This window comes from Aquimarina litoralis (genome assembly GCF_019295435.1).
GTDB lineage: Bacteria > Bacteroidota > Bacteroidia > Flavobacteriales > Flavobacteriaceae > Aquimarina > Aquimarina litoralis_A.
Map to the genome: position 1 here is coordinate 1 of NZ_WEKL01000021.1, position 21,763 is coordinate 21,763.

General features: G+C 29.9%; 29 protein-coding genes. All 29 read right to left on the bottom strand.

The annotated features are described in order from the left end of the window. On the bottom strand, positions 1-216 hold a 216-nt coding region (locus GBO31_RS12290; protein ID WP_219008648.1), incomplete at its 3' end, for a GNAT family N-acetyltransferase. 1 nt (position 217) lies between these two features. Continuing rightward, positions 218-910: a DUF6624 domain-containing protein gene (locus GBO31_RS12295; protein WP_219008649.1), complete on the bottom strand. Its 693-nt coding sequence runs from the start codon at positions 908-910 to the stop codon at positions 218-220. A 135-nt stretch (positions 911-1,045) separates the two neighbouring features. Then, on the bottom strand, positions 1,046-1,627 hold the full coding sequence (locus GBO31_RS12300) for a GrpB family protein (RefSeq protein WP_219008650.1): 582 nt from the start codon (positions 1,625-1,627) through the stop codon (positions 1,046-1,048). 97 nt (positions 1,628-1,724) lie between these two features. Continuing rightward, positions 1,725-2,123, bottom strand: a complete 399-nt coding sequence (locus GBO31_RS12305; RefSeq protein WP_219008651.1) for a hypothetical protein — start codon at positions 2,121-2,123, stop codon at positions 1,725-1,727. Between the two features lie 82 nt (positions 2,124-2,205). Then, positions 2,206-2,682 (bottom strand): DUF1905 domain-containing protein, encoded by a 477-nt coding sequence (locus GBO31_RS12310; RefSeq protein WP_219008652.1) that lies wholly within the window; start codon positions 2,680-2,682, stop codon positions 2,206-2,208. Positions 2,683-3,128: 446 nt separating this feature from the next. Beyond that, complete coding sequence (locus GBO31_RS12315; RefSeq protein WP_219008653.1) at positions 3,129-4,028, bottom strand: SDR family oxidoreductase; 900 nt, start codon at positions 4,026-4,028, stop codon at positions 3,129-3,131. A gap of 59 nt (positions 4,029-4,087) precedes the next feature. Then, the gene (locus GBO31_RS12320) at positions 4,088-4,663 is read right to left on the bottom strand and encodes a TetR/AcrR family transcriptional regulator (RefSeq protein WP_219008654.1); all 576 of its coding nucleotides are present in this window, start codon (positions 4,661-4,663) and stop codon (positions 4,088-4,090) included. 104 nt (positions 4,664-4,767) lie between these two features. Further along, positions 4,768-5,241, bottom strand: a complete 474-nt coding sequence (locus GBO31_RS12325) for a hypothetical protein (RefSeq protein ID WP_219008655.1) — start codon at positions 5,239-5,241, stop codon at positions 4,768-4,770. 28 nt (positions 5,242-5,269) lie between these two features. After that, entirely contained in the window at positions 5,270-5,962 is a 693-nt protein-coding gene (locus GBO31_RS12330) for a VOC family protein (protein ID WP_219008656.1), read from the bottom strand. A 39-nt stretch (positions 5,963-6,001) separates the two neighbouring features. After that, complete coding sequence (locus GBO31_RS12335) at positions 6,002-7,408, bottom strand: S41 family peptidase (protein WP_219008657.1); 1,407 nt, start codon at positions 7,406-7,408, stop codon at positions 6,002-6,004. A gap of 60 nt (positions 7,409-7,468) precedes the next feature. Beyond that, positions 7,469-8,548 (bottom strand): helix-turn-helix domain-containing protein, encoded by a 1,080-nt coding sequence (locus GBO31_RS12340; protein ID WP_219008658.1) that lies wholly within the window; start codon positions 8,546-8,548, stop codon positions 7,469-7,471. 239 nt (positions 8,549-8,787) lie between these two features. Next, the gene (locus GBO31_RS12345; protein WP_219008659.1) at positions 8,788-9,471 is read right to left on the bottom strand and encodes a HEAT repeat domain-containing protein; all 684 of its coding nucleotides are present in this window, start codon (positions 9,469-9,471) and stop codon (positions 8,788-8,790) included. Positions 9,472-9,483: 12 nt separating this feature from the next. Then, the gene (locus GBO31_RS12350) at positions 9,484-9,828 is read right to left on the bottom strand and encodes a 5-carboxymethyl-2-hydroxymuconate Delta-isomerase (protein WP_219008660.1); all 345 of its coding nucleotides are present in this window, start codon (positions 9,826-9,828) and stop codon (positions 9,484-9,486) included. A 58-nt stretch (positions 9,829-9,886) separates the two neighbouring features. Next, positions 9,887-10,261, bottom strand: coding sequence for a hypothetical protein (locus GBO31_RS12355; protein ID WP_219008661.1), 375 nt, complete (start codon positions 10,259-10,261; stop codon positions 9,887-9,889). 54 nt (positions 10,262-10,315) lie between these two features. Then, the gene (locus GBO31_RS12360; protein WP_219008662.1) at positions 10,316-11,404 is read right to left on the bottom strand and encodes a DUF695 domain-containing protein; all 1,089 of its coding nucleotides are present in this window, start codon (positions 11,402-11,404) and stop codon (positions 10,316-10,318) included. A gap of 46 nt (positions 11,405-11,450) precedes the next feature. Beyond that, the gene (locus GBO31_RS12365) at positions 11,451-11,891 is read right to left on the bottom strand and encodes an RDD family protein (protein ID WP_246615858.1); all 441 of its coding nucleotides are present in this window, start codon (positions 11,889-11,891) and stop codon (positions 11,451-11,453) included. A 190-nt stretch (positions 11,892-12,081) separates the two neighbouring features. Next, on the bottom strand, positions 12,082-12,525 hold the full coding sequence (locus tag GBO31_RS12370; RefSeq protein WP_219008663.1) for a hypothetical protein: 444 nt from the start codon (positions 12,523-12,525) through the stop codon (positions 12,082-12,084). 89 nt (positions 12,526-12,614) lie between these two features. Beyond that, complete coding sequence (locus tag GBO31_RS12375) at positions 12,615-13,190, bottom strand: DoxX family membrane protein (protein ID WP_219008664.1); 576 nt, start codon at positions 13,188-13,190, stop codon at positions 12,615-12,617. Between the two features lie 12 nt (positions 13,191-13,202). Next, on the bottom strand, positions 13,203-13,709 hold the full coding sequence (locus GBO31_RS12380) for a hypothetical protein (protein WP_219008665.1): 507 nt from the start codon (positions 13,707-13,709) through the stop codon (positions 13,203-13,205). 159 nt (positions 13,710-13,868) lie between these two features. After that, complete coding sequence (locus GBO31_RS12385; RefSeq protein ID WP_219008666.1) at positions 13,869-14,639, bottom strand: LytR/AlgR family response regulator transcription factor; 771 nt, start codon at positions 14,637-14,639, stop codon at positions 13,869-13,871. Further along, positions 14,632-15,687: a sensor histidine kinase gene (locus GBO31_RS12390; protein WP_246615859.1), complete on the bottom strand. Its 1,056-nt coding sequence runs from the start codon at positions 15,685-15,687 to the stop codon at positions 14,632-14,634. The genes GBO31_RS12385 and GBO31_RS12390 overlap by 8 nt, the downstream gene beginning before the upstream one ends. A 70-nt stretch (positions 15,688-15,757) precedes the next feature. Continuing rightward, positions 15,758-16,507, bottom strand: coding sequence for a hypothetical protein (locus GBO31_RS12395; RefSeq protein ID WP_219008667.1), 750 nt, complete (start codon positions 16,505-16,507; stop codon positions 15,758-15,760). 132 nt (positions 16,508-16,639) lie between these two features. Further along, positions 16,640-17,194, bottom strand: coding sequence for a hypothetical protein (locus GBO31_RS12400; RefSeq protein ID WP_219008668.1), 555 nt, complete (start codon positions 17,192-17,194; stop codon positions 16,640-16,642). Between the two features lie 43 nt (positions 17,195-17,237). Then, positions 17,238-18,182 carry a hypothetical protein gene (locus GBO31_RS12405; RefSeq protein WP_219008669.1) on the bottom strand — a complete coding sequence of 315 codons (945 nt, stop codon included), beginning with the start codon at positions 18,180-18,182 and terminating at the stop codon, positions 17,238-17,240. A 234-nt stretch (positions 18,183-18,416) separates the two neighbouring features. Next, positions 18,417-19,301 carry a PhzF family phenazine biosynthesis protein gene (locus GBO31_RS12410; RefSeq protein WP_219008670.1) on the bottom strand — a complete coding sequence of 295 codons (885 nt, stop codon included), beginning with the start codon at positions 19,299-19,301 and terminating at the stop codon, positions 18,417-18,419. Positions 19,302-19,360: 59 nt separating this feature from the next. Then, positions 19,361-19,897 (bottom strand): RNA polymerase sigma factor SigZ, encoded by a 537-nt coding sequence (gene sigZ, locus GBO31_RS12415; protein ID WP_219008671.1) that lies wholly within the window; start codon positions 19,895-19,897, stop codon positions 19,361-19,363. A gap of 82 nt (positions 19,898-19,979) precedes the next feature. Further along, positions 19,980-20,516, bottom strand: coding sequence for an HD domain-containing protein (locus GBO31_RS12420; RefSeq protein WP_219008672.1), 537 nt, complete (start codon positions 20,514-20,516; stop codon positions 19,980-19,982). A gap of 56 nt (positions 20,517-20,572) precedes the next feature. Further along, positions 20,573-21,175 (bottom strand): hypothetical protein, encoded by a 603-nt coding sequence (locus tag GBO31_RS12425; RefSeq protein ID WP_219008673.1) that lies wholly within the window; start codon positions 21,173-21,175, stop codon positions 20,573-20,575. Between the two features lie 81 nt (positions 21,176-21,256). Further along, complete coding sequence (locus tag GBO31_RS12430; RefSeq protein WP_219008674.1) at positions 21,257-21,712, bottom strand: hypothetical protein; 456 nt, start codon at positions 21,710-21,712, stop codon at positions 21,257-21,259. Positions 21,713-21,763 lie beyond the last annotated feature (51 nt).

Below are 21,763 nucleotides of genomic sequence, written 5' to 3' on the forward strand. Positions count from 1 at the left end.
AGCACCAAAAAATGTTTGGTTATCTATAGAACATATAGCAAACCATTGTTGTTTAGGTTCAAAAAACCATTCCATTTGCTCTTTTGTTTCTTCCAAACTTTTATAATTCACTCCATAATGTTTTATAACGTCTGGATGTGAAAGTCCTCTGAAAACATCATCAATATCCGAACTTATAATTTTACGAAGTAAAATTCTATCCGTTTTCAAATTCATACTATTCTTCAAAGCCTTTATTTGATTTATTTCGATTTTGTAAGAATTCCTCGGTTCGCTTTATTTGCTCTTCTAAATTCCATTCAAAATCAAATCTATTCTTAAGAAATACTGCGATGGGTTGGAGTCCAATTTTAGCTCTTCTTTTATCTACATTTTTAGGATCAAGAACAGGCCAGACGTTAAAACTTTTAGTCTCAGGATAATATTTCATTTGGCCACCATAAACTTGTAATTCTCCCTTTTTAGTTGCGATTCTGTCCTCGGCTCTAACTAAAAAGCGAGCTTCCAGTTTTTTCTCTTTTACGGCTTGCCGCATTAATGGAAGGTATTTTATTCCAATTGCATTGTCAGAATGTTGAATGACATTGCTTATAATCAAATTGCCTCGTTCTCCAATCATTTGTTTAGTTGGCCATCCATAGGTGTCTAAAATTTTCCTGACCTTTCTTTCATTCACTATGTGATTTCGTTCATAGAGATTTTGTTGTTCTTTCACTAATTCAGATTCGACTCCATATAATTTCATTAGAGAATCTCTTCTTCTTATAGGTTGTTGCTCTGTAGTCCAAATAGTATCTAGAGTGGCAATTAGATTTTTGCTATTTTCGGTAGAAGCTTGTAGTGTACTAGGTTTAGTCTTTTTAGAACAACTTATAGTGATCAGAAAGATATATAGTATGATATATTTCATGCTTTCATTAAGTTTGGTCGTTGCTCTTTTAATGATTTAAGATCTCGTTTGCAAGCAGTTGTAGAATTTTCTTAAGAAGTCTTCTATTTCTTACTAAGGTAGCAAATTTGTGAAATATACATTTGTTTAATTTTATTACTGAGATTTAGTTTGAATGATTTGCAATGTTTCATTGACAAAATCTGTTTTACCAAGCACATATGCACCTCTGTCATTTTTATATTTGGATGCTAATTCAATTTTTAAGTTTTCATATGCTTTAGCTCTGTCTGGATTAGAAATTAAATAATCTCGAAATGCTATTTGTTTCCACATTACGTTGTTTTCAGGGCACATGTGGATATGAAATATTTGTTCTTTTACTCCATTCAGATTGTATCCTTTTCCAAATGAGGAGTATGCTTCAATATTTTCTCGAGCAGGAACTTCAAAATGTGAATACCCTAATTCTGTGAATTGTTCAATCAGGTCCTTATTGAATAAAAGACTTTTTGGAATTTCCATCATCAAATCAATATAGGGTTTGGACTTAATAGTAGGTATTGATGAACTTCCAAAATGTTCTATACGCAAAATTTTTTCACTTCCCACTTTAGTAAGAATTCTATTCTTTTCCTTATTATATATCAGTTTCCATTCGGGATTATGATCAACTAATTGTATTGGGAACAGTGTATTCCATTCTTCTTTGGTCAAGTCATATAAAGTTTTGTTCATTGTACAGTTATTTTAAGAAAAGGACGCAAAACTAATGATATAAATTAAAGGAAAATAAAAACATTATAATTTGTGATGCTTTGGTAAGAGCATTGTTTTATTGGGTGTTTTTAAATGTATCCTCAAAATATTTGATCCATTTTCCATCTACCAACCGTTCTCCATATTCTCGAAAACCACCGTCTGAAGTTTTACTAAAAATAAATCGATTTGTTTGGTTACTATTCACTATGAATTGGCCATTTGTAAATATTGCAGGATATCTGGAAACTCCTCTTTTAGAAAATGGGTAGTAATAATATGTATTATCTTTATCGTCATAATAAATAATGGTGTGCAACTGTAAAAATTCTGTATTCAACTCAATCACCAAAATGTTCTTATCTAAATCATAGGTTATTTTTTCATATGCGGAACCTTGTTTAGATAGTTTACCATTTTCATACACTTTGCTGGTACCAATCCATTCGCCAACCATAAAGTTTAGTAGTTCCATTTTTTCTTGTTTTACATTTTGACTAAAAACAATATTGATTAGTAAGAGTAGGGGTATGATATGAAAGTATTTGGTAGTCATTTTATGATTTGTTTAGTTTTAGTTTCTCTTTGGTTAAGAATTCTGTTATTATTTTAATCTGTTTGTCGATATTTTTTATTTTAATAACACTATAAATTAAACTTCTTTTTTTTCCATCTGTTATCGTATTGAATATATCTTTAGCTTCCAGATCTTGTTCGAGAAAAACGGAGAGGACTTCTGGCATGTCAACACCCAGTTGATCAGGATCTTCTTCGATAGTATAGTGTACTTCATCTCCAAGTTCTTTTTGTAATTTTTCCAAATATTTTCCTGCTACGATAACATAAAAATTTCCATCTCCTAAATGATTTAAACCACAACGATATGAAACTATATTATCTATTGAACAGATCATTCTTGTTGCTCTCTTCTTGCTAAATTTATTGATAACGTCCGCATCGAATTTTAAATAGAAATAACCTCCTTTACGTTTTTCGAGTTGCTTAATCGTTTGTTTGCCTGAGTGGGATTTCATTTAGTTTTACCTTTACTACACGTGGTTTTCGAACAAGAATGATTCTTTGATGTTTTTATTTTCTTAAACTACAATATATTTATACTTTAATGAATACGAAAGCGATTCGAAGATGAACTCGAATCGCTTTTGCTTTTTTAACAAAATTTGGCATTCATTTTTATCGATAACCAGTTGTTGATTTTAAGAAATTGCTTCACCAATTATAAAGATTAGATTTTCAATACTTTCGTCTCTTTTTGGAAACAAAGCCTGCATTCTACTATCACTATTTATTTGTTGTAAACTACTATCAGGAATATCAAAATACACTCTATGAATTTCGTCTGGTTGCTTAAAATCATTATTAGCAGTTGCAACAGGTACTAAAAATCATTCGAAATGAATTCCAAATTCTGCGAGTATTGTAGATGCCTCTTATATAAACTTTTATAAGATGTATTTAACTAATTTTTAGCTACAGTTAGAAGATGTTCCATTTGTAAAGCTTCTTTAATTAATGATTCTTGAATTGGTGCAACTTTGGTATTATAATCAATTACACCATAATCAATTCCCGAAACTATACGTTCTGGACGATTTCCCTTTGTAGTTTCAACCAGATCAGTAATATTGTCTGCTACTAATTGTGGACTAGGAGCCTCATCTGTTTGATAAAAACCTTCAAAATTTTTCAGCATAGCATGAGGAACCTCTTTATGCTCACCATAAGCATTAAATACTTGTTGATCCTCTTCTTTAGGACCTGTGAATAATAGATTTGTTCCAAAAGGTCCTGGTTCTACGATACTAACTTCTATACCAAAAGGTGCTAGTTCATATCGCATTGCCTGAGAATAAGCTTCAACAGCATGTTTACTTGCACAGTAAATCCCAAAATACGGAAAAGAAAGCCTTCCAGCTAATGAGGTTACATTTACGATCAACCCTTCACCTTGTTTTCTCATATATGGTAAAACCGCTTTTGTAGTTCTTAGGATACCAAAGAAGTTGGTTTCAAATTGATCTTTGGCTTGTTGTATGCTATAAGCTTCAGTAATTCCAACAAACATATAACCTGCATTATTAATAAGATGATCTATTTTTCCATCGGTTTTGACTATGGTATCGATTGCTTTTGTAACAGAATCATCGCTATTTACATCCATGTCAATAACAGAAATTTTTAGGTTTTCTTTTTTGGCGATATCTAATAGCTCATCTTTCTTTGAGGCATTTTTTGTATTAGTGTTTCTCATGGTAGCCCATACATGATATCCTTTTCGCGCTAATGTTAGGGTGGTTAAATAACCAAACCCACTACTACTACCCGTAATTACAACGGTTTTGTTTTTTGATTCTTTCATTTTTGTTATTTTAAAAAATTATTAAATTAGACCAGTCTACTACTAGTAGTTAAAAAAAATTATAGGATGTGCTTTTCTGTATAAGATATAAATGTTTCTAGCGACTTTGCGTTCTTTGCTGATTTCATTCTCAATAAAGCACCTTCCCACATTGTAAGAAGTAAATTACTTAAAACCTCAGCTGATTCATTTGTTTTAATACTTCCTTCAAGTTGTCCTTCGCGAATACAGTTTTCAAAAAACTTTTCCCACTCATTTAATTTATCAGAAATCAAATTACTAAATGATTCCGAAAGGTCAGATAATTCAAGGCTACAGTTTCCAAGTAAGCAACCTTCTGTATAATCTTTACTTACGTAAACATCTTTCATGTCTTTAAAGAATGTGAGTATCCTTTGTTTATGGTCTTTAGTATCGTCTTCTAAATAACCTTTAAGTAAAATTATCGATTTCTCAGAATAAGATTCAATAACTTTTAAACCAAAATCTTCTTTACTTTTGAAATAATAGTAGAATGAACCTTTCGGAATTTTGGCTTCAGTAAGAATTTTATTTAAGCCAACACTGTGATATCCATTCTTAATGATCAAATCAGTTCCAATTTCTAAGATGTTATGTACAGTATCTTCTTTCATAATTCAATGTATTAGACCAGTCGTCTACAAAAGTATTAATTAGTTTTGATTCTCAAAATTTTTCTTTTAATTTTTGTAATTATTAACATTTGGTTTAAATACTTTTAATACTCACCCAAAATTTCAAAGTCACTGAGGTCAGTATGTACCTTTTTAAGTACTTTGATAGTACCTTCTTCATACTCTTCAAGTTTAAGAGTATCATTTTTTACCGATTTTATTCGATAAAAAGGTTTGCCAAACTTATAAATAATGTCATTTACTATTTTCGATTTGAATTTTCCACCATATTCAAATCTGTATTCTAAAAAGTACTTTTCTTGAAAAACGTAATGCCATTTGGTAATTCTTGGATCTTCCTTTTTACGTTTTTCTATTAATTTTTGAATAGAATCGTAATCTGCATTTTCTTTTTCATCGTGAATTATTAATTCTCCAATGTCGATATTATTGTTGGTTGGATTAACGTCAATAGTTTCAATCAATTCCCAAGTTCCGATAACTTCTTTTTTTTCGATGTTTTGTCCAAATACAGGATGAATCAACAGAATTAGTATTAATGATATTTTCTTTTTCATTTAGAATCTAAATTACTACTGATACTGATTATAAAGTTTTGAAGGTACTAGTTTTCAATATTTCGTTTTTATATTCAATTTTAAATTGTTGATTATCATGTATAGCAATCGCTTCAAAGGGTTGCGGTTTTATTTTTAAGGTAGTTGGAAACCAAATTTCCTTACATTCGTAATTGGGTAATAGTAAAAGACCTTCTTGATCCCCATTTGTTCCAAATCGTTCGATATCACCTTTCCAAAATTTGGTTTTTAATTCGCTTTCGAGTTGTTTATTAATTTTTCTAACATTGTTGGTAGGCATTCCTATTTCATTAACGCCTAAAACTTTTGATATATCAAATTCAGTATTCTTTAAATCTTCGTTTTGTAGATCGTAACGAACAATGAACTCTGCAATGTTTCCGCTTGCATCATAGAAATAAAAGGAATCAGCATTCCAAGATTCAAACCTTTGAATTTTTCTATTGTGCTCTATAGATATTATAGTAGTTCTTTTTTCCATCCATTTTAGTGCTTCATGCAAATAATTAGATGGAATTAAAAAACAATAATGATAGATATATGCCTCTTCGCTTTTTTCAAAAGTTAATTCGCTCCAACCAATTTTAATGGTAAACGAATTATCTTCTTGTTTCAAGAGTTTAAACCCTAATGTTTCTGAGTAAAACTGTAATTCTGCTTCTAGTTTATTGGTGAAAAGTTTTAGTGTTTTAAATTTCATTTTTGTCTTATCTCAGATATTATTTTAATCAATAATACACTATTTCAAATTTATCTTCTTTACTAATTCTTGTAAAATTTCATCCGTTTCATCCAAAAGATAATCTTTGATATAAATATCAGGAATTACACCTTTGTTATTTTCAATACCATTTACACGATGAATTTTTCCTTTAGCAATATCTACTTTTATATTGGTTTTAGGTAAATTATAAGCAAAGATAGAAGCTAAAAGATTAGGATATTCCGCAGTTTCTTCACCGACGATTTGTCCAAAACCATAATCTTGTATTTGAGCAGCGGTTACGGTAGATTGTGAATAGGATTGACGATTGACTAGTACATAAACATTGCCTTGATATCTTTTTGCTAGTGGTTGTTGTTTGTAAAGATCGAAATTGTATTCATAAATTTCCCCATTTTTATGCGCTAAGGTGGATTTCCAATAGGTTTCTGTAGTGTCTTTTGTCTGTCTAACGTTTTCTTTTAATAATGCACTACTTTTTAACTCAAATTTTGATGCCCATTTAAAAGGTTTATCGGCAATATAAGATACCAAGTAATCACTAAATGTATCCTCACCACCAGGATTATTCCTTAGATCAAGAATTAAATTTTTAGAACTTTTTGTATTGATTTCTACAAAAGAAGAATCTATGAATTGTTTGTATGTATTTAAATCACCTCCAAAAGCGCCTGGTCGAAGATATGCAGTTGAATTTGATAAGAATTTTAGTTTCCAATTGTGTTTCAAAATATCATCTCTTTTCCTCTCATAATCTTCCAATGCCTGTATGGCGTCTAGTGTATACGTAACAGCTTTTCCATTTTGAATGATTTCTACTTCAAAGCTTTTTTGTTCTCCGAATACCTGCCAATAATATCTTGGGAGTGTAAATGATTCTAATTGAGCATTTTTAAAATAAGTACGTTCCGCAGCGATATATGGATATATCTCTTGTAGTATTTCTGAAATTGTCTTTCCATTAATCTTTTTTAATTCTGAGCCCGTTTGGATGGTAGTGTTATTGGACCAATTTTTTCTTATTAATACCTTTTTATTCTCAATAGCAACTTCCAAAGGAAAAAGGACACCACCGGATTGTACAAATGCTCGATAAGGCTGAATTGGAAATGCTATCCTTGTGTGTGCGTTATTGATTTTTGATATCACTTTTTGAAATAAACTGGTAACTTCTAATAGATTGAGGCTGTCTTTTTGGATCTCTTTTTTTACGGCTTGATAGTTTTGTTCAAATTCCTTTTTTGAAGTATAGGTAAAAGGATTGAAATGAGTTTCCTCCAAAGAATGTTTCAAATATGCCAGATCAGATAAGACATCTTTTTTGGAAAATTGCTGTGCAGAAACTTGTACATTCCATAATATGGAAATGATTAGTATTGAATATTTAAAATTGAATTGTTGAAATATTTTTCGTGTAAACATGAATTTGTTTTTTTGGCAAACATAGTTCATAAAACAGGTGCAATCGACCGAACGCTTCCGTTAGGACTCTTTTTTTGTTTTTTTAAAGTACTCGCTTGGTGTGAGTTGCGTATTTTTTTTAAATACATGGTTAAAAGTTGATTTCGAATAGAACCCACATTCATAAGCATGACCGAGTAAGGTAAGTTTACCCGCTTCTTCGGATTGTAGTCTCTTTTTGAATGCTTCTACTCGATATGAATTTACCAAATCATAAAAGTTTTGATGACAATTCTGATTTATTTTTGAAGATAAAGGTTTGGTGTTCATTTCCATTAAATCAGCCAACATTGATAAATTTAAATTAGGGTTTAGATATGGCTTTTGGGTATCCATAAGTTCTTTTAGTTTTGTTATAAAAGCTTCATCTTTTTCTGAAATTTCCTTTTTAGAAGGTTTAGAAATCGGTTTTATATGGATCACTTCTCGTTCTTTTTGAATATATCCTTTAAATCCAATCCAACACGTAATAATGGCTAGGATCGTAAAATTCGGTAAAAAGTAATATTCGCGGAGACTTTTGTCAAAAGCAAAACGATCTATTTCTGTTATAACTCTCCATAGAAAATGATAACTTACATATATAATAATAGGTGTTTGCACCCAACGTAACGAAAGATTTTCAATTTTAGAATAGTAGTTTTTTAGTTGGTCTTGGTATTTTGCTAAAATTAACAAAGCGTATATACTATATATCCAGATAGAAAGTACTCCCAACCACTGTTGTGTTAGATACACATAAGAAAAGGTAGGTAATTCATCCAAATACAATCCATCAGAACCTATTCTATAAATCGCAGTTCTATAAAAAATAAATTCAAAAAGTAAGGGCACAAAATGAAGGTAATGTACTTTTCGGAATTTAAATTTGGGTTCAGTAATGCACTTTGTGTAGAAATAAATAGCGGGTCCTATACCATAGAGCAGTTCCATTTGGATATACCGAAATACATAAAGTAGTCCGTAGTCTTTCAAAACATTAACAAGCACAATATTTACTACCATTAATGCATAGAAAAACACCAATAAGGCCAAGAAAAAATTAGCTAATTTTCTTGGACGCTTAAAAGCGATTAATCCACTAAAAATTATGGCTTGCAATGCAAAAACACAAATAATTGTGAATAAAATAGGGTTTGATGAGACCAATTAATATTCTTAATTTTATTGCTATTGACTAGCGTTAAATGTTAGGACTAATTTAGAACAAAACTGCTATAAAATTTAAAATCAACTTAGGTAATTTATATAATATCTATATTTCCCTTAAAAGGTTTTGCGAACTATATTTTTCTGAATTTTAAAAAGTCTCTATTAAGTTTTCTTTTTGATAATAAAGTCTAATTAGATCCTTTATTTATTGCTTTCAAAGCCTTTCTAGCGGCTGACTTTCCATTAGGCATTGCAGTTTTGGTAAGTTTAATCAATTTTTCTCTTGCAGCTTTATATTTATGGTATCCGATCATTTGGATTGCTCTTTCTTGAATATACATATCCTCATCATCTAAAAATGGGTAAATAGTTGTTTCTATTTCATCATAAGAAGTCAGAGCCATTATCGAATATGCTAATTGTTGTCTAATATCTTCTTGTTCTGTATTTGCTAATTTGACTTTTAGTTCATTGATAATGGATGCTCTATTATTGAGTTTGGTAGTAGTAGCATTCAATGGAAAATCAAAAACCTTAGTATCCAATTCGTCAAAGTCATAAGCATCGGGGTTATTATTGATCATCATAATCAATGCTGATATACTTGCAAATTTGGGTTCCAGATTTAATTCAGCATGTGATACATAACATACCAATCCTTTTAAAATTCCATTAGTATAAAAACACCAATAGTTAGAATTGTTATCAGTCAGTATAGGGATTAGTTGATCATAAACCTCATACTGCTCAAAATATTCGATCATGCCATTAAAGTCAGATTCTTCAACGAGTGCAAAACCATCTCTTGATTGGTACTCTTCGAGTTTTTTTAAATCTTCTTTGTTGATGTTAAATTTTGAAAAATAATTCATAAGGTATTTTCCTTAAACCATAGATTTATTACAATAGGTTGCTTTTTCAAAATCTCTGATATTTATTGAAATAATAGGTACATCTGGAAACATTGATTTCAACTCACTGATAATTTTTTCTGATAAATTTCTTTTTTGAGTAGCGGTTCGACCTTCCATGATATTCGCAAAAATGTGTATAAAATCATCTTTTGTATTTCCTATAGTATAATATTCAAAAGGGTTGATTCTTACTTTAATATCTCCTTTGTCAAAAAGTTCAGTTGATTCTGCGGTATCATAAACTTTTTGGATGATTTCTTCTGGAGATTTAATTTTGATAATGTTTTTAGAACAATCAATTACAAAGTGTGGCATAAATTATTTATTAGTTCAATATTAAGTGATCTTCTATATGTCAATTAGGAATGTTATTTTATTCAGAGCGAACTAGTAATATCAATAAAATTACTCCGGCAAAATATAAGGCAAGTCCAATATATAATCGGGACATATGTTTTTCTGCTTCTTTTTTTCTTCCCAGTGCTTTTAATAATGCTATATGGCGAAAATGTCTGTTTAAAGCAAAAGCTGTATACAATGGATCCCACTGATTCATATTTAATTCAGTGTCTCGTTTGGAGAAATTCAAGTCATATTTTTGCTGAAGTCGTAATTTTTCATTTTCATTAATATTACGAGAATTGTACTCTTTTTTTAGTTTGTCTACAGTAGTTTTATCAATGGAATTACTCTGAATCAACTGAAATAATTGATAATTGTCTAGGAGTCTGATTTTATTAGGTTCCATTAGATTTTATTTTACTTACTTTATAAGTCATACTATATGTTCTAGACTTATTTGTTATGTAAATCTATTAAATGATTGCCAATATTTGTCTTTATAAATGTCAAATTCTATCTCAATATTATTTTGATACTCTTTTTTGATATTGTGAAGTACTTTAGATGGTTTTCTAAATTCAATACATGCGAAATATATTTCTCTTAGGGAATCAGCTGTTTGTCTTCCAATGTTCAGATAACCGTCAGAATCCTTTAATTCTAACATTATTTTTTCTTCTATCTCATTTAGCAGTTGATATGTGGATTCATTAGGCATTCCGTTGTTATCTTTTCCATCATATTTAATTTCTACCACAGTTATCCAAGGATGGGATGCTTTACAATCCCAGTGCAATATATCTGTATTTATTACTGCAAGTAGGGGAAGACCATTTTTTAATTGTGCCTCAAATCCAGCATAACTGTCATTTTCAGTATGATGTCTAAAACCTTTATATTTCTCGATGAATTCTTTTTCTCTCCAAGTCAAAAAATCTTGTAGCTTTTCCAATGGAATTAGTTCTTTGGTAGCATCTTTTGGATTGATGATATTGATATTATCAATTGTAGTAACTGAATTTAATTCACCCAAAGAGTTATCTAAGGCAAGGTAAACGCCATTTGTCATTACAGATTTGTTTTCTTCATTGAAATCTTTGTGGGTAATCGTGATATCAATTTCATCTGGCATTTGCTCATGTTCTGTTGCATAAAAACTCATGGCACTTTCATCAAATTTATAGCCATCCATTTGAATCCCAAATTTCTTTAAATCAGATGGTTGCTTAAGTGCTGTGATTTTCCAATTGTCCATACTTGGCGCTGCACTTACTAATTCTTCTACGAATACGATATTTTTGATAACCCCATCTGCTGTTAAAATTAGTTCAGCAGTATCTTCATCGGACATTCCTACTAAAAACCAAAAACCATCTTTTAATTCATTTAGCTTAGGCGTTAACCTATCAAAAAATACAGCATTGATATTGCCTTGATTTTTGATAACTTGATGGAATTTTTTTTCGTTTTGTTCAAACCATTTCCAGAAATCAGCATAGGAATTTATGGGTTGTTCTTTTGGACTAAATATTGATTTTATAAAATTCATGTATTCGTTGTTCTATTTTTTTTAAATCTTGATATGATACTTTTTATTAAGATTTTTCAAGGTGCTTCATTTTGACAACAATGGTTTTTCCCCACATATCTCCAACTCTTTGGTTCTTATCAGAGCTATTTATAGTGACGATTCCAATTAATCCAAAGAAAAACATATCAATCGGATCCAATAAATGCCTTTTTAGAGATTCTCCAAATGTTAACTTTCGATTTCGTCCATTGATTGGTATCGCTTTTAATCCAACTATAGAATTGCCAATAGTACCTCCTAATCCACTTTCCAAGATTACAGTCATAATAAGCCAAAAAAGTACAGGTATTAGTGCAGGAGCTCCTTCTAGATAATAACCTCCTTCATCATTAGGTTTACCAAGAATAAAGATAATTGCAAATGTAAATCCATAAATAATTCCATAATCAATTAACCCGGCTATTATACGAAGCCCTATATTAGGTTCAGTTTTAATTTCAGTCAAAATGTTTGTTTTTGTTAATAAATAATAGTGTTTATAGTATGTATCATATAAGAGTGAAATGTTACCCTAACTCCATCATTTTTAAACAAACTATTTGCTAAGTTTTTATTGCTATTTGTAATTATTATGATTTATCAAGAAGATCTATTGTGCTATTTCTATGCTGCGGACAGCTGAATATTTTACCCGACTATTTTTTCTTTTTCCATTGATTTAAAGCTTTCTTAAAAAAATGATTGGTATTTTTTTCATTATCATCAACATACACTTTAAATTCAGATTTGTCCTTTTTTATCACTTTTATAAATGAAGCATAAGTCATTGATTTGGTCAAATCTTTTGTAAGTAATGTGTCTATTTCATTATAAAATGCAGAGTGTATTTCTCGAGTATTCTTTTTTTTATCAATCCAATAACTTGCAAGTCTCTTATCTGTAATTAAATTTCCACTTGTTTGAATGTTCATTTGAGAAGTAAAAAGAATAATTTTTTCCTTTTCCTCGATTAGCCCTATATCCTCGAGATATTTTATATTAGTTTGGCTTAATTTTTTACCATTTTTGATGCTATTGTTACACGAAATCATGAGTACTGTAATCAATATTAAATAAGCCGTTGATTTAAGTGTTTTCATAGCTTAATGTAGTTTTTGAAAGAAAGCAATCGATTCTAAGTTTTCTATAAATCAGTTTTTTGTTCGCAAATATTTACTGATGAAGGCTATTATTTTCCAAGCCAATCAAATAGCATTTTGATAGGCATTGTTAAAATAGCGATTAAGAAATCCATCAAAAATCCAATTATTGGTAATATTAGGTATATAAACCATTTGTATTTGAATTTGGTTGTAATTCCGTTCGTTAGGCTTTTCCATGCGACTAGTATCTTTTCTTTATAATAATACAGAATTAAAACATCTGTTAATATCATACCTGATATCCTAATCGGAAGTCTAACACCATGAATTCCTGTAGTAAAAGCAATATCAATTACTAAAATTTGTGCTAATATGGATAAGACTAATAAAGCTCCAATCAGGATAGTTCTATTGAATATCAGTAATATTCCACCAACAATTTCTAAAATTCCTGTCGAAATATTAAAAAATGTACTTCGTCCATATAAATGCCAAGCCACATAAAAACTGTCAATATCTTTAATAGGTTGCTCTAAAATTGAAGGATCGTGAACTCCAAATTGACTTAATGTCAATTTACTCCATCCATAACTAATCATATAAAAAATCAAATACCATCGTAATGTTAAAACCCCAAAATCAATTAGTTTCTCTTTTTTCAACTTGCTATGTTTTTAATTTGAATTTTGTTGTGGACAACCGTTTGTTCTTTCTTCTTTTGTTAAAGTCCAGACATTTATTGCTTTACGTTTTAATTTGTTTTCAGAAGAAGGTCCAATTAATTCAATTTCTAAGATACTCTTGGTAGCAATTTTGTAATCCGAACTTTCGATAAGATATCCATTAACATATATACCATTATTCTTCGCAATACCGAACAAATCATTGAGTTGAGATTGTTTCTTGTAAGGAATTCTTTTCTTTAGGCTAATAAACAGAATTCCATGTTCAGTCAGATTATAGAATTTATGTTCTTTGGGATTTGGTTTATCTTTTAGAATACTTATTTCTTCTATTGATTCTTTTGATGCTCCTACCGTACTTTCATTAGCTATAATATCTTTATTCACAATAATCATAGGACAATTACTTTTTACAAAAGGTAATTTTTTATAATTGTCTTGCGAATGACAATTAGCATAAATTATGAGGAATACTAATGTGATTAATGTTCTGTCCATATGAGTGGAGTTAATCTAGTACAATTTTGTGAGTAAAAGTTGTTAATTTAAATTTTTAACATGTACTAAGTTTTCAAAAATTAATACTGTATATGATTTATTAATCAGTAGTTTAGGTGATAGCTTGTTATTTTTTATTTGAGTTATTTTATGGTTGAACTATAATCCTACCCAAGAATTAAATGAAGCCGTATTGTTTTGACTGGTTTTAAGATGATGAGATTTTATCTGTATTGCAACGGTATTTTTAGTATACCTGCTAATTTTTTCAATATAATTCCTGTTCACTATTTCACTACGGTTGATTTTAAAAAACACCTCTGGATTTAGTATTTCTTGTATTTCTTTTAACGAGGTTTGATTGAGTAGATGTTTTTTATTAACGGTATCATAGGCGAAAATGACACCATAATCAGATTGAAAAAAGGTAATATCATTTACTTTTAGAAAGTAAATTTCATTGCTAGACTTGATGGGGATATAATCTTTGTAAACTGTTTCTGACGCTAACTTACGTTGATAATAGTTGTCGAGTACACCCAAAAGTTCATTAGTATTGGTACTCATTTTATTCTTGAGGGTTTTGTATTTATTCCAAGCTTTTTCAAAACGAGCATATGAAAACGGTTTTAGTAAATATTCAATGCCGTTGGTTTCAAAAGCATTCATCCAAAAATCATTGTATGCAGTAGCAAAAATGATTGGGTAATTCATGGTGATTTTATCGTAAGCTTCAAAAACGTTACCATCTCGTAATTCTATATCCGAAAAAATGATATCAACCTCAGGTAATGTTTTAAAAAAAGACAAGGTTTCGGTTACGGTTTCAATCTCTTTTATTACCACATAAGGTTCACCAAGTTTGTCTAAATAGTTTTTCAACTTTTTTCTTGCAGGTGATTCATCTTCTATGAGTACTATTTTAATCATTCTTGTTCATTTTAATAAAGGGCAAAATCACTGTAAAATTATCTTGTGTATCCTGAATACTAATAGAAGAATTGGTTAACAATTGAAACTGCTCAGATAAATTTTTTAGGGCTACACCATTTCCTTTTTTATGCTGATTTTTCTCTATTTTATTATTAGATACTTTTAAACCGTTTTCTGTGGAAATAGATATGTTTACTGGATTTGAACTAGTACCTAGATTGTGTACAATTGCGTTTTCTATCAATACTTGTATGCAAAATGGAGGTACTATGATAGTAGATTCTTTAAGATCTTCTTGAACTGTTAAGTGATAATACCCTTGATATCTTTTTTCCATTAACTCAAAATAATTTTGCGTAAAAGCTAGTTCTTCCTGAAGTGTAGTAAGCTCTTTATCCGCTTTTTTTATCACATAACGATATAGCTCTGAAAACTGACTTAAAAAGTTCGAAGCTTGTTCTTGGTCTTCTTCGATTAGCTGATCTAACACATTTAAATTATTAAACAGAAAATGTGGATTTAATTGTGCTTTTAATTGTTGGATTTTACTTTTTGAATTACTGATTTCGAATTCACTGATCCTTCTTTTGTAACTTGTATTGTCTTTAGAATATAAGTAAGCCAGAGAGAGTCCTCCAAAAATTAAAAAATCTACTATTTGACTAAATACTTTATAAGTAATTTGATGGGAAGTACCATAATTTCTTGAAATAGTATCAAAACTTAGCGAAATTATGATACCAAATACATTTTCTACGATTAAGTAGGCGATAAAGCTTATTCCAAAAAACTTTACGTATGTCCATAAGGAAGGTGAGGTCTCGCTTATTCTTTTTTCAGTTTTTCTTTTTATAAAATCTATAAAAACGAAAATTAGAGTTGCTTTTATAAATATCCAAAATGGAGTATCAGGGTGAAAAACATAATCATCCCAAGAGTTTGCTATTCCAATTTTATTTTTGAGGGTTAATACCCAACTGAATATAAATAGAAAAAGAATATAGGACTGATTGCTTTCAAGATATCGAACTGCTTTTTTCATCATAAATAGCTGTAAATATATATAAATTGTTAAGACGATTTTTTTTGAAAACCGCCTTAACACTATTTAGATCTTATTTTTTTACTGGCCAAGAACTTACCTTATTTCCATTTTGATCAAATGTTTCTAAACGCACATTGTTTTTAGAATCTATACAAAACATTGCTCTCATATTTCCTTGATCATCATACAGAAATAAACCATTTGGACCTCCTTTACCTCGATTAGCCAATTCTAGTCTTTTGGTAATACCTATTAAACCTTTGGTTTTGTATTCGTTATATTTCTCTCTTCGTATTTTCCTATCTTTGATTGTATCCAGTTCTGCCCAAATTTTTGAGGTAGTAGATTGGGTAGAATTTTCACCGAGATCATTAAAAACTAAAGAGCTTCGAACACTTCTTTGTCCATCTCTTTTCAGATCAGTATTTAAAAGTTGCATAGCTTGATCTCCATCATATTTATCATAGGTTAATGATAAACCAGCACTATGTCCATTCTTTGTTTTAGCTCCATCATAAATAAAACCACCACATTCAATACCTTCTTCGTTAAAGAACAGCATTCCGGAGCGTTTTTTTCGCTGTACATTTACAGGTCTATTGTTGATAGTATCTTTTCCGTTCGGAAATTCTTCTACATTGGTGATAATCATTTTTACAGTACCGTCTTTTTCTACAATATTGATACGCTCTACATCTATAGTACCGAATTTTTTGTTTCCAGATTGTTTAAAAGCAACGGATGCAAATGTGAAAATTCCTAAAACCGTTGTAATTGCGAATGTTCTTAAAAATACTAACTCCTTTTTTGTGTTCTTCATGGTGAATAGATTGAATAATTAATTTGTTGCCACAAAACTATTCTGATCGTTGTGTTCTATAAATCTATTTCTGATGAACTAAGGAAAAATTAAATAGAACTAAGGAAAAATAAAGAAGAACGATTAGGTGTTTTATTGATTGATCAATCGAAATGAATCTATAAAGGAATCAACATTTTTGTCATTCACTCCTATATATGTAACCGTATAGATTCGATTACCATTTCGGAAAAAACGCCCAACTACATAACCATCTAGTCCTTTGCTCTTTGCTTTTTTATTGATTTCTAGTTGAAAAGCATAACCATTCAGTCCATTTTGCTCAATAGGTTTTTGAAATTCCAGATTGAAGGATTCAGCCATTTTATTTGCATAGTTTGTTATACTTTGGGTGTAAAATTGCTCATTGGATAGTGATTTAATCATATATTCAGGATAATCATAGTATTCTACATTAAAAATCTTCTGAGCTCCTAAAGTTGATCGATACAAATGAATTTGAAATTTGTCCACTCCAATTTGATTGTCAACTGAAGTATATTTTGGTTCAGTAGGGAAGTTTACAATAAAATTTCCAGTCTTTGTGGCGTATTCACCCTTTTTAGTTTTGTAAATATCATCATTCGTATTATTTCCACAGGAAACAAAGATTAGAAAAGTTAAAATCAATACTATCTTGTTAGTCATAGGTGAGTTTTTAGAATTGTTGTTTAGATGAATTTTTAACGTTTTATATCTTTTCTGTCACTGCTTCTCTAGGACTTGGAAACCGTGTTCCTATTCTGGGGTCCATTAAATTTCCTCCAAAACCTGTATCTTCATCAGATAATTTGTGCATAATTTTCATAAGCTTAGCTCTGTATACTGTTTTACCAATTTTTTTTAGAGAACGAATGGCAATTACTTTATCAAAATTTTCATTTGCATCGCTTAGAATGTAATCAAAAAGGAATTCTTTTGTTTCTTTATCATCGAGTAATGACATCAATTGAACAGCAGAAACTCTAGAGTGAAAATTATTTGACTTTGCAAACTTTTTAATTCGATCTAATTTTATAGGAATATCTAAGAGATAAGCTGTTTCTAATGAAGCGTGTTGTAAGAAGAAAGTGGAAATTTCATTTTCATCAAATCCAGCAGGTTTTTTATCAATTTGTTCGTTTATAAATTTCAATATTCTATTTTTATTATAGTCGAGTTCCTTGTAGTAATTCCAAATAGCTCGATATGTTAGCTCATAAATATCTTTTGGAATTAATGCTTGATGATAACTATGTCTATAGGTCGCGTAAACATTATTCTCTTTATCTAATAATGCAAAGCCAGAGGTTGGGGTAGGAATTGCATAGTTTCCATCTTGCCTTTTTGTAAGGAGAAAATAAAGGTTTTGTGATTCCTTAAAAGTGAAGCGAATACCTTGACCAGAACTGCTCCCTAAATTAAGAATTGAAAAACCATTAATTAATATTTTATTGGAAAGGCCTTTTTCTCCAAAATTCTGTAAAACCTGTACATGAACACCAAGACTATCTACTTGAACAACTTGTCCAAGAATAAAATATTCTGCTTTCTGGATAATTTCTTTTTGCCAAGGTTCATCCCATGTTTCTGCTGTTAACGTATTTTGAAAAGTGATTGAAACAATTATAACGATTAGAATTTTAATTTTCCCCATATTTTTCAAATGCTTTGTAGCTTTTATTATAAGTGTCATAAACGCGTAAAATGTTACCTTATTTCATGTAATGAGGTTGTCTAAAAATTGAAATATCATTGTCAAACTGAGCTTGTGGAAGTTTTTAATCTGCATATTTCCAATATAACTTCGACAGGTTCAGACTGACAAATACAAGTTTTTAATATTTTCTCAGCAACTTCATGTTTTACAGTGTTTTAGAAGCCGGTTTTATTAAGATATTTCAATTTCTAATTGGTTTTTCAATATTCCTTTTCCACCAGCCATCAGACTTTTTATTTGATGATGTTCGATATTTAGATCAACTATGATGAGACTTTGAGATGGTTTCTCCATGAATTTTCCTTGTTGAATTTGAAACCTCTTTTTGTTGACCTTTAAAATATCATACAAATAACAAGCTAAAGGACCAGCAGCCATTCCCGTACCAGATTCCTCTAAAATACCATAGCGTGGAGCGAACATTCTAGATGTTGCATCCAGCTTTTCAGAAGTCATATCATTTGTAAAAACATAATAACCAATTAAATCAAGCTCCTCACTTACTTTATTAATTTGATCATAATTAGGCTTAATGGAAGCCAAATCTTCACTGGATTTGACAGGAACAATTAAAAATGAGTTGCCTGTATTGACTACCTGGATAGGTGCTTTGTCAATAATTTGATTTTTTGTAAGCCCTAATGATTCCAAAATATGTATTTCTTTATCCTTTACATTGCTATACTTTGGAGCCATTTGTTCCATAAAAGCTAGTTCATCAATTATTTTAATTTTTCGATTGCCATCGATAGTTTCTTTGGATAAATCATTTGTTGTCAATCTACCGAGTTGTTTTAAATAAGAAAACGTTGCAATAGTTGCATGTCCACAATGTGCGATCTGTTTTGTTGGTGTGTAAAAATCCAATTTAAAATCAGCAGTTTGAGATTGAGAGACGAATGCAGTTTCGGATAAACCAACTTTTTTTGCTATCTCTAGCTTATATTCATGAGATAGGTTATCAGCGCCTAGTACAACTCCTGCAGGATTACCACCCTTATTATTTTCTGCAAATGCATTAAGAATTTGTACTATTATTAATTTACTTTTGTCCATTATAGATAATTTTTAGATTATGTATAGGATGGACGTTCAAGTTAAAAAAAAGACGAAGCTCAATCAGTTTTTTTTTGAAAGTCTATGATGTTTCCTAAGCTATCCGATTCTACATTCGGGCAATCCAGAATTTCTTTTTTTAGAATATTTCTGGCTTTTTGAACTCTTGATTTTGCTCCTGAGTAGGATAGTTGCACTTGTTTTGCGAATTGTTTTTGAGAAAAATCCTTTAAATATGTTAATACGATTGCCTCCTGATATTGGTTAGAAAGATTTTCTATTTTCCCATTAATACAGTCGGTAAGCTTAGCATATTCAAAATCTAGATGATCATCTTCTTTTAAATTTAAATCTTCTGAAAGAATATCAGCATTTTTCTCTTTTCTATAGTAATCTATTATCGTATTTCTGGTTATTTGATAAGCCCAAGAAGTAAGCTTTGATGCCTGTTTGAGTTGAGGTAAACCTTTGTGTATTTTTAGAAAAACATCTTGTAAAATATCCTTGGCTAAGTCTTCATTTCTTACTTTAGAAAGAATGAAATGATATAGCTCTTCATTGAGATCAATCCATAATGTTTCAATTTTATCTTGCATTTTTTTGCTGCATTTTTGTTATGAATTGTATTGACTTTTAGTTATAGTTACATAAAGTTTTATTAAAGATAGCTAATTGTTCTTATTCAGCATATTTCTGGTATTCAGTAATTTTTGTTTGTAATCTACTAGTAAGATATTGATTTTTATTATCTAGTATTTTACCTATTAATTTTGCTTCCTCCAGATAATATTGAATTTTATCTTTTTTCCAATGTTTTGGAGGTTCTTGAAGATTCGTAATTCTATCTGCTAGTTTTACAATTCCCACTTCTTTTTCAAGTTGATTGATTCTGTGTAAACTATCTATCATTTTTTCTTTCTTAGAAGCCAAATTTTCTTTTTTTGTGAGTGCTTGAACGCCAAGTGCTACGTTCTCTCCAAACTTTTCTGCTAATTCTGAGAATTTCGTATCAGTATCTTCCAAGGTATCATGAAGCAGCGCTAATTGTATGGCATAGTTTATATCAAAATCATTGGTTGTTTTATGTGCTATCATAACTTCCATTGCCACATTAGAAATGTGGAGGAGATAATTTGCTTCGGTTCCAGGCACTTTTTGATTCTTGTGTTTTTCTCCTGCAAACTTTATTGCCTTTTGATAAATTTCCTGGGTCATTGTATTTGTAATGCTATTTTATTTCTTTTAGAAACCAGTGTAATCTATATTCCTTATTAGGTATTATTTTCATTTTCTATAGGGTTTTGGGTTACTTCCTTTATGGATCGTTCTTGATATTCGGTCATTCCGATATCTTGTCCTTCTGTTGCAATAAAAAGTAAATCAATAAAAATTCCTGAATATTTACCCCACAAAGTTTTGGGTTTCCATTCTGTTCTAGAAACTCCTTTTTCATCTAATACCTTTTCAATTTCAAATATTTGTTCCCAATTTTTAATATGAATTCTTCTATAAGTTTTAAATAGTAATCTTTTTTTGATTTTTAATTCTATTTCAGTTTTGTGTTTGTCAAATTTCCTTTTTCTAATAGAGTATTTGAGATTGGAGTAGGGCACAGCTTTTGTGCTTTTATTTTTATCTATAATGTGTAATGCACTATCCCTGAAATTTAATTCTGATACTAGTTGATTTTCTTTTTTTAAGTATACTATATCAAATAATAGATTGATTAGTATCGGGATTGAGATTAAAAACTTTGAGATAAAATGCCATTCAGAATACTTTATAATAAATATGAGGAGAGCTATTCCTAAGATACAATAAGTTAACCACTTTAGTCTGTTTGTTTTATATCTATTTGCCTTAAATGCTGTCATTTTATAAATAATGTCAATGATAAATATAGTAAATGTTGTTGTTTAAATGGATGATGATATAGGATACCACATCACTCTTATTTAATCATATGAATTAAAGATGACATTTCCAATCTTATCTGTATTCCAATATTCAATTTGTTCACGTTCTACTTGATCTAATTCAGTTAGATGAACTTCTTTCAGTTTTGTATTTAGAAAATCACTTCTCAATTCTGTGAAATTCAGATCTAATATTACTGTTAATGAATTAGGTAAATTATAAAATTCAATTGTAGTCCAATCCGGCATACTTTTTATTCCACAGTATAATGGAAATGAGGAGTTGATTCCAATCAAATGTTTTTCATTTCTTGAAAAGAGGGAAATAACATAAAAGTTGTTATCTGCTTTAGGTGCATTTAATACAAGTGTTCTGAATAAAGATTTTTGTTTAATTTTTTCGACTGTGTTTTTTATAAGGGATTCATCAGTAGTCGAAGGTCTTCTTTTTCCTTTTTTCCAAAATCCAGTAATTCCTCTAGGTAGCTTTTCCATATTGTTGGTAATCGTATGTTTTTCAGAGTTTACAAAAAGAAATAATATACT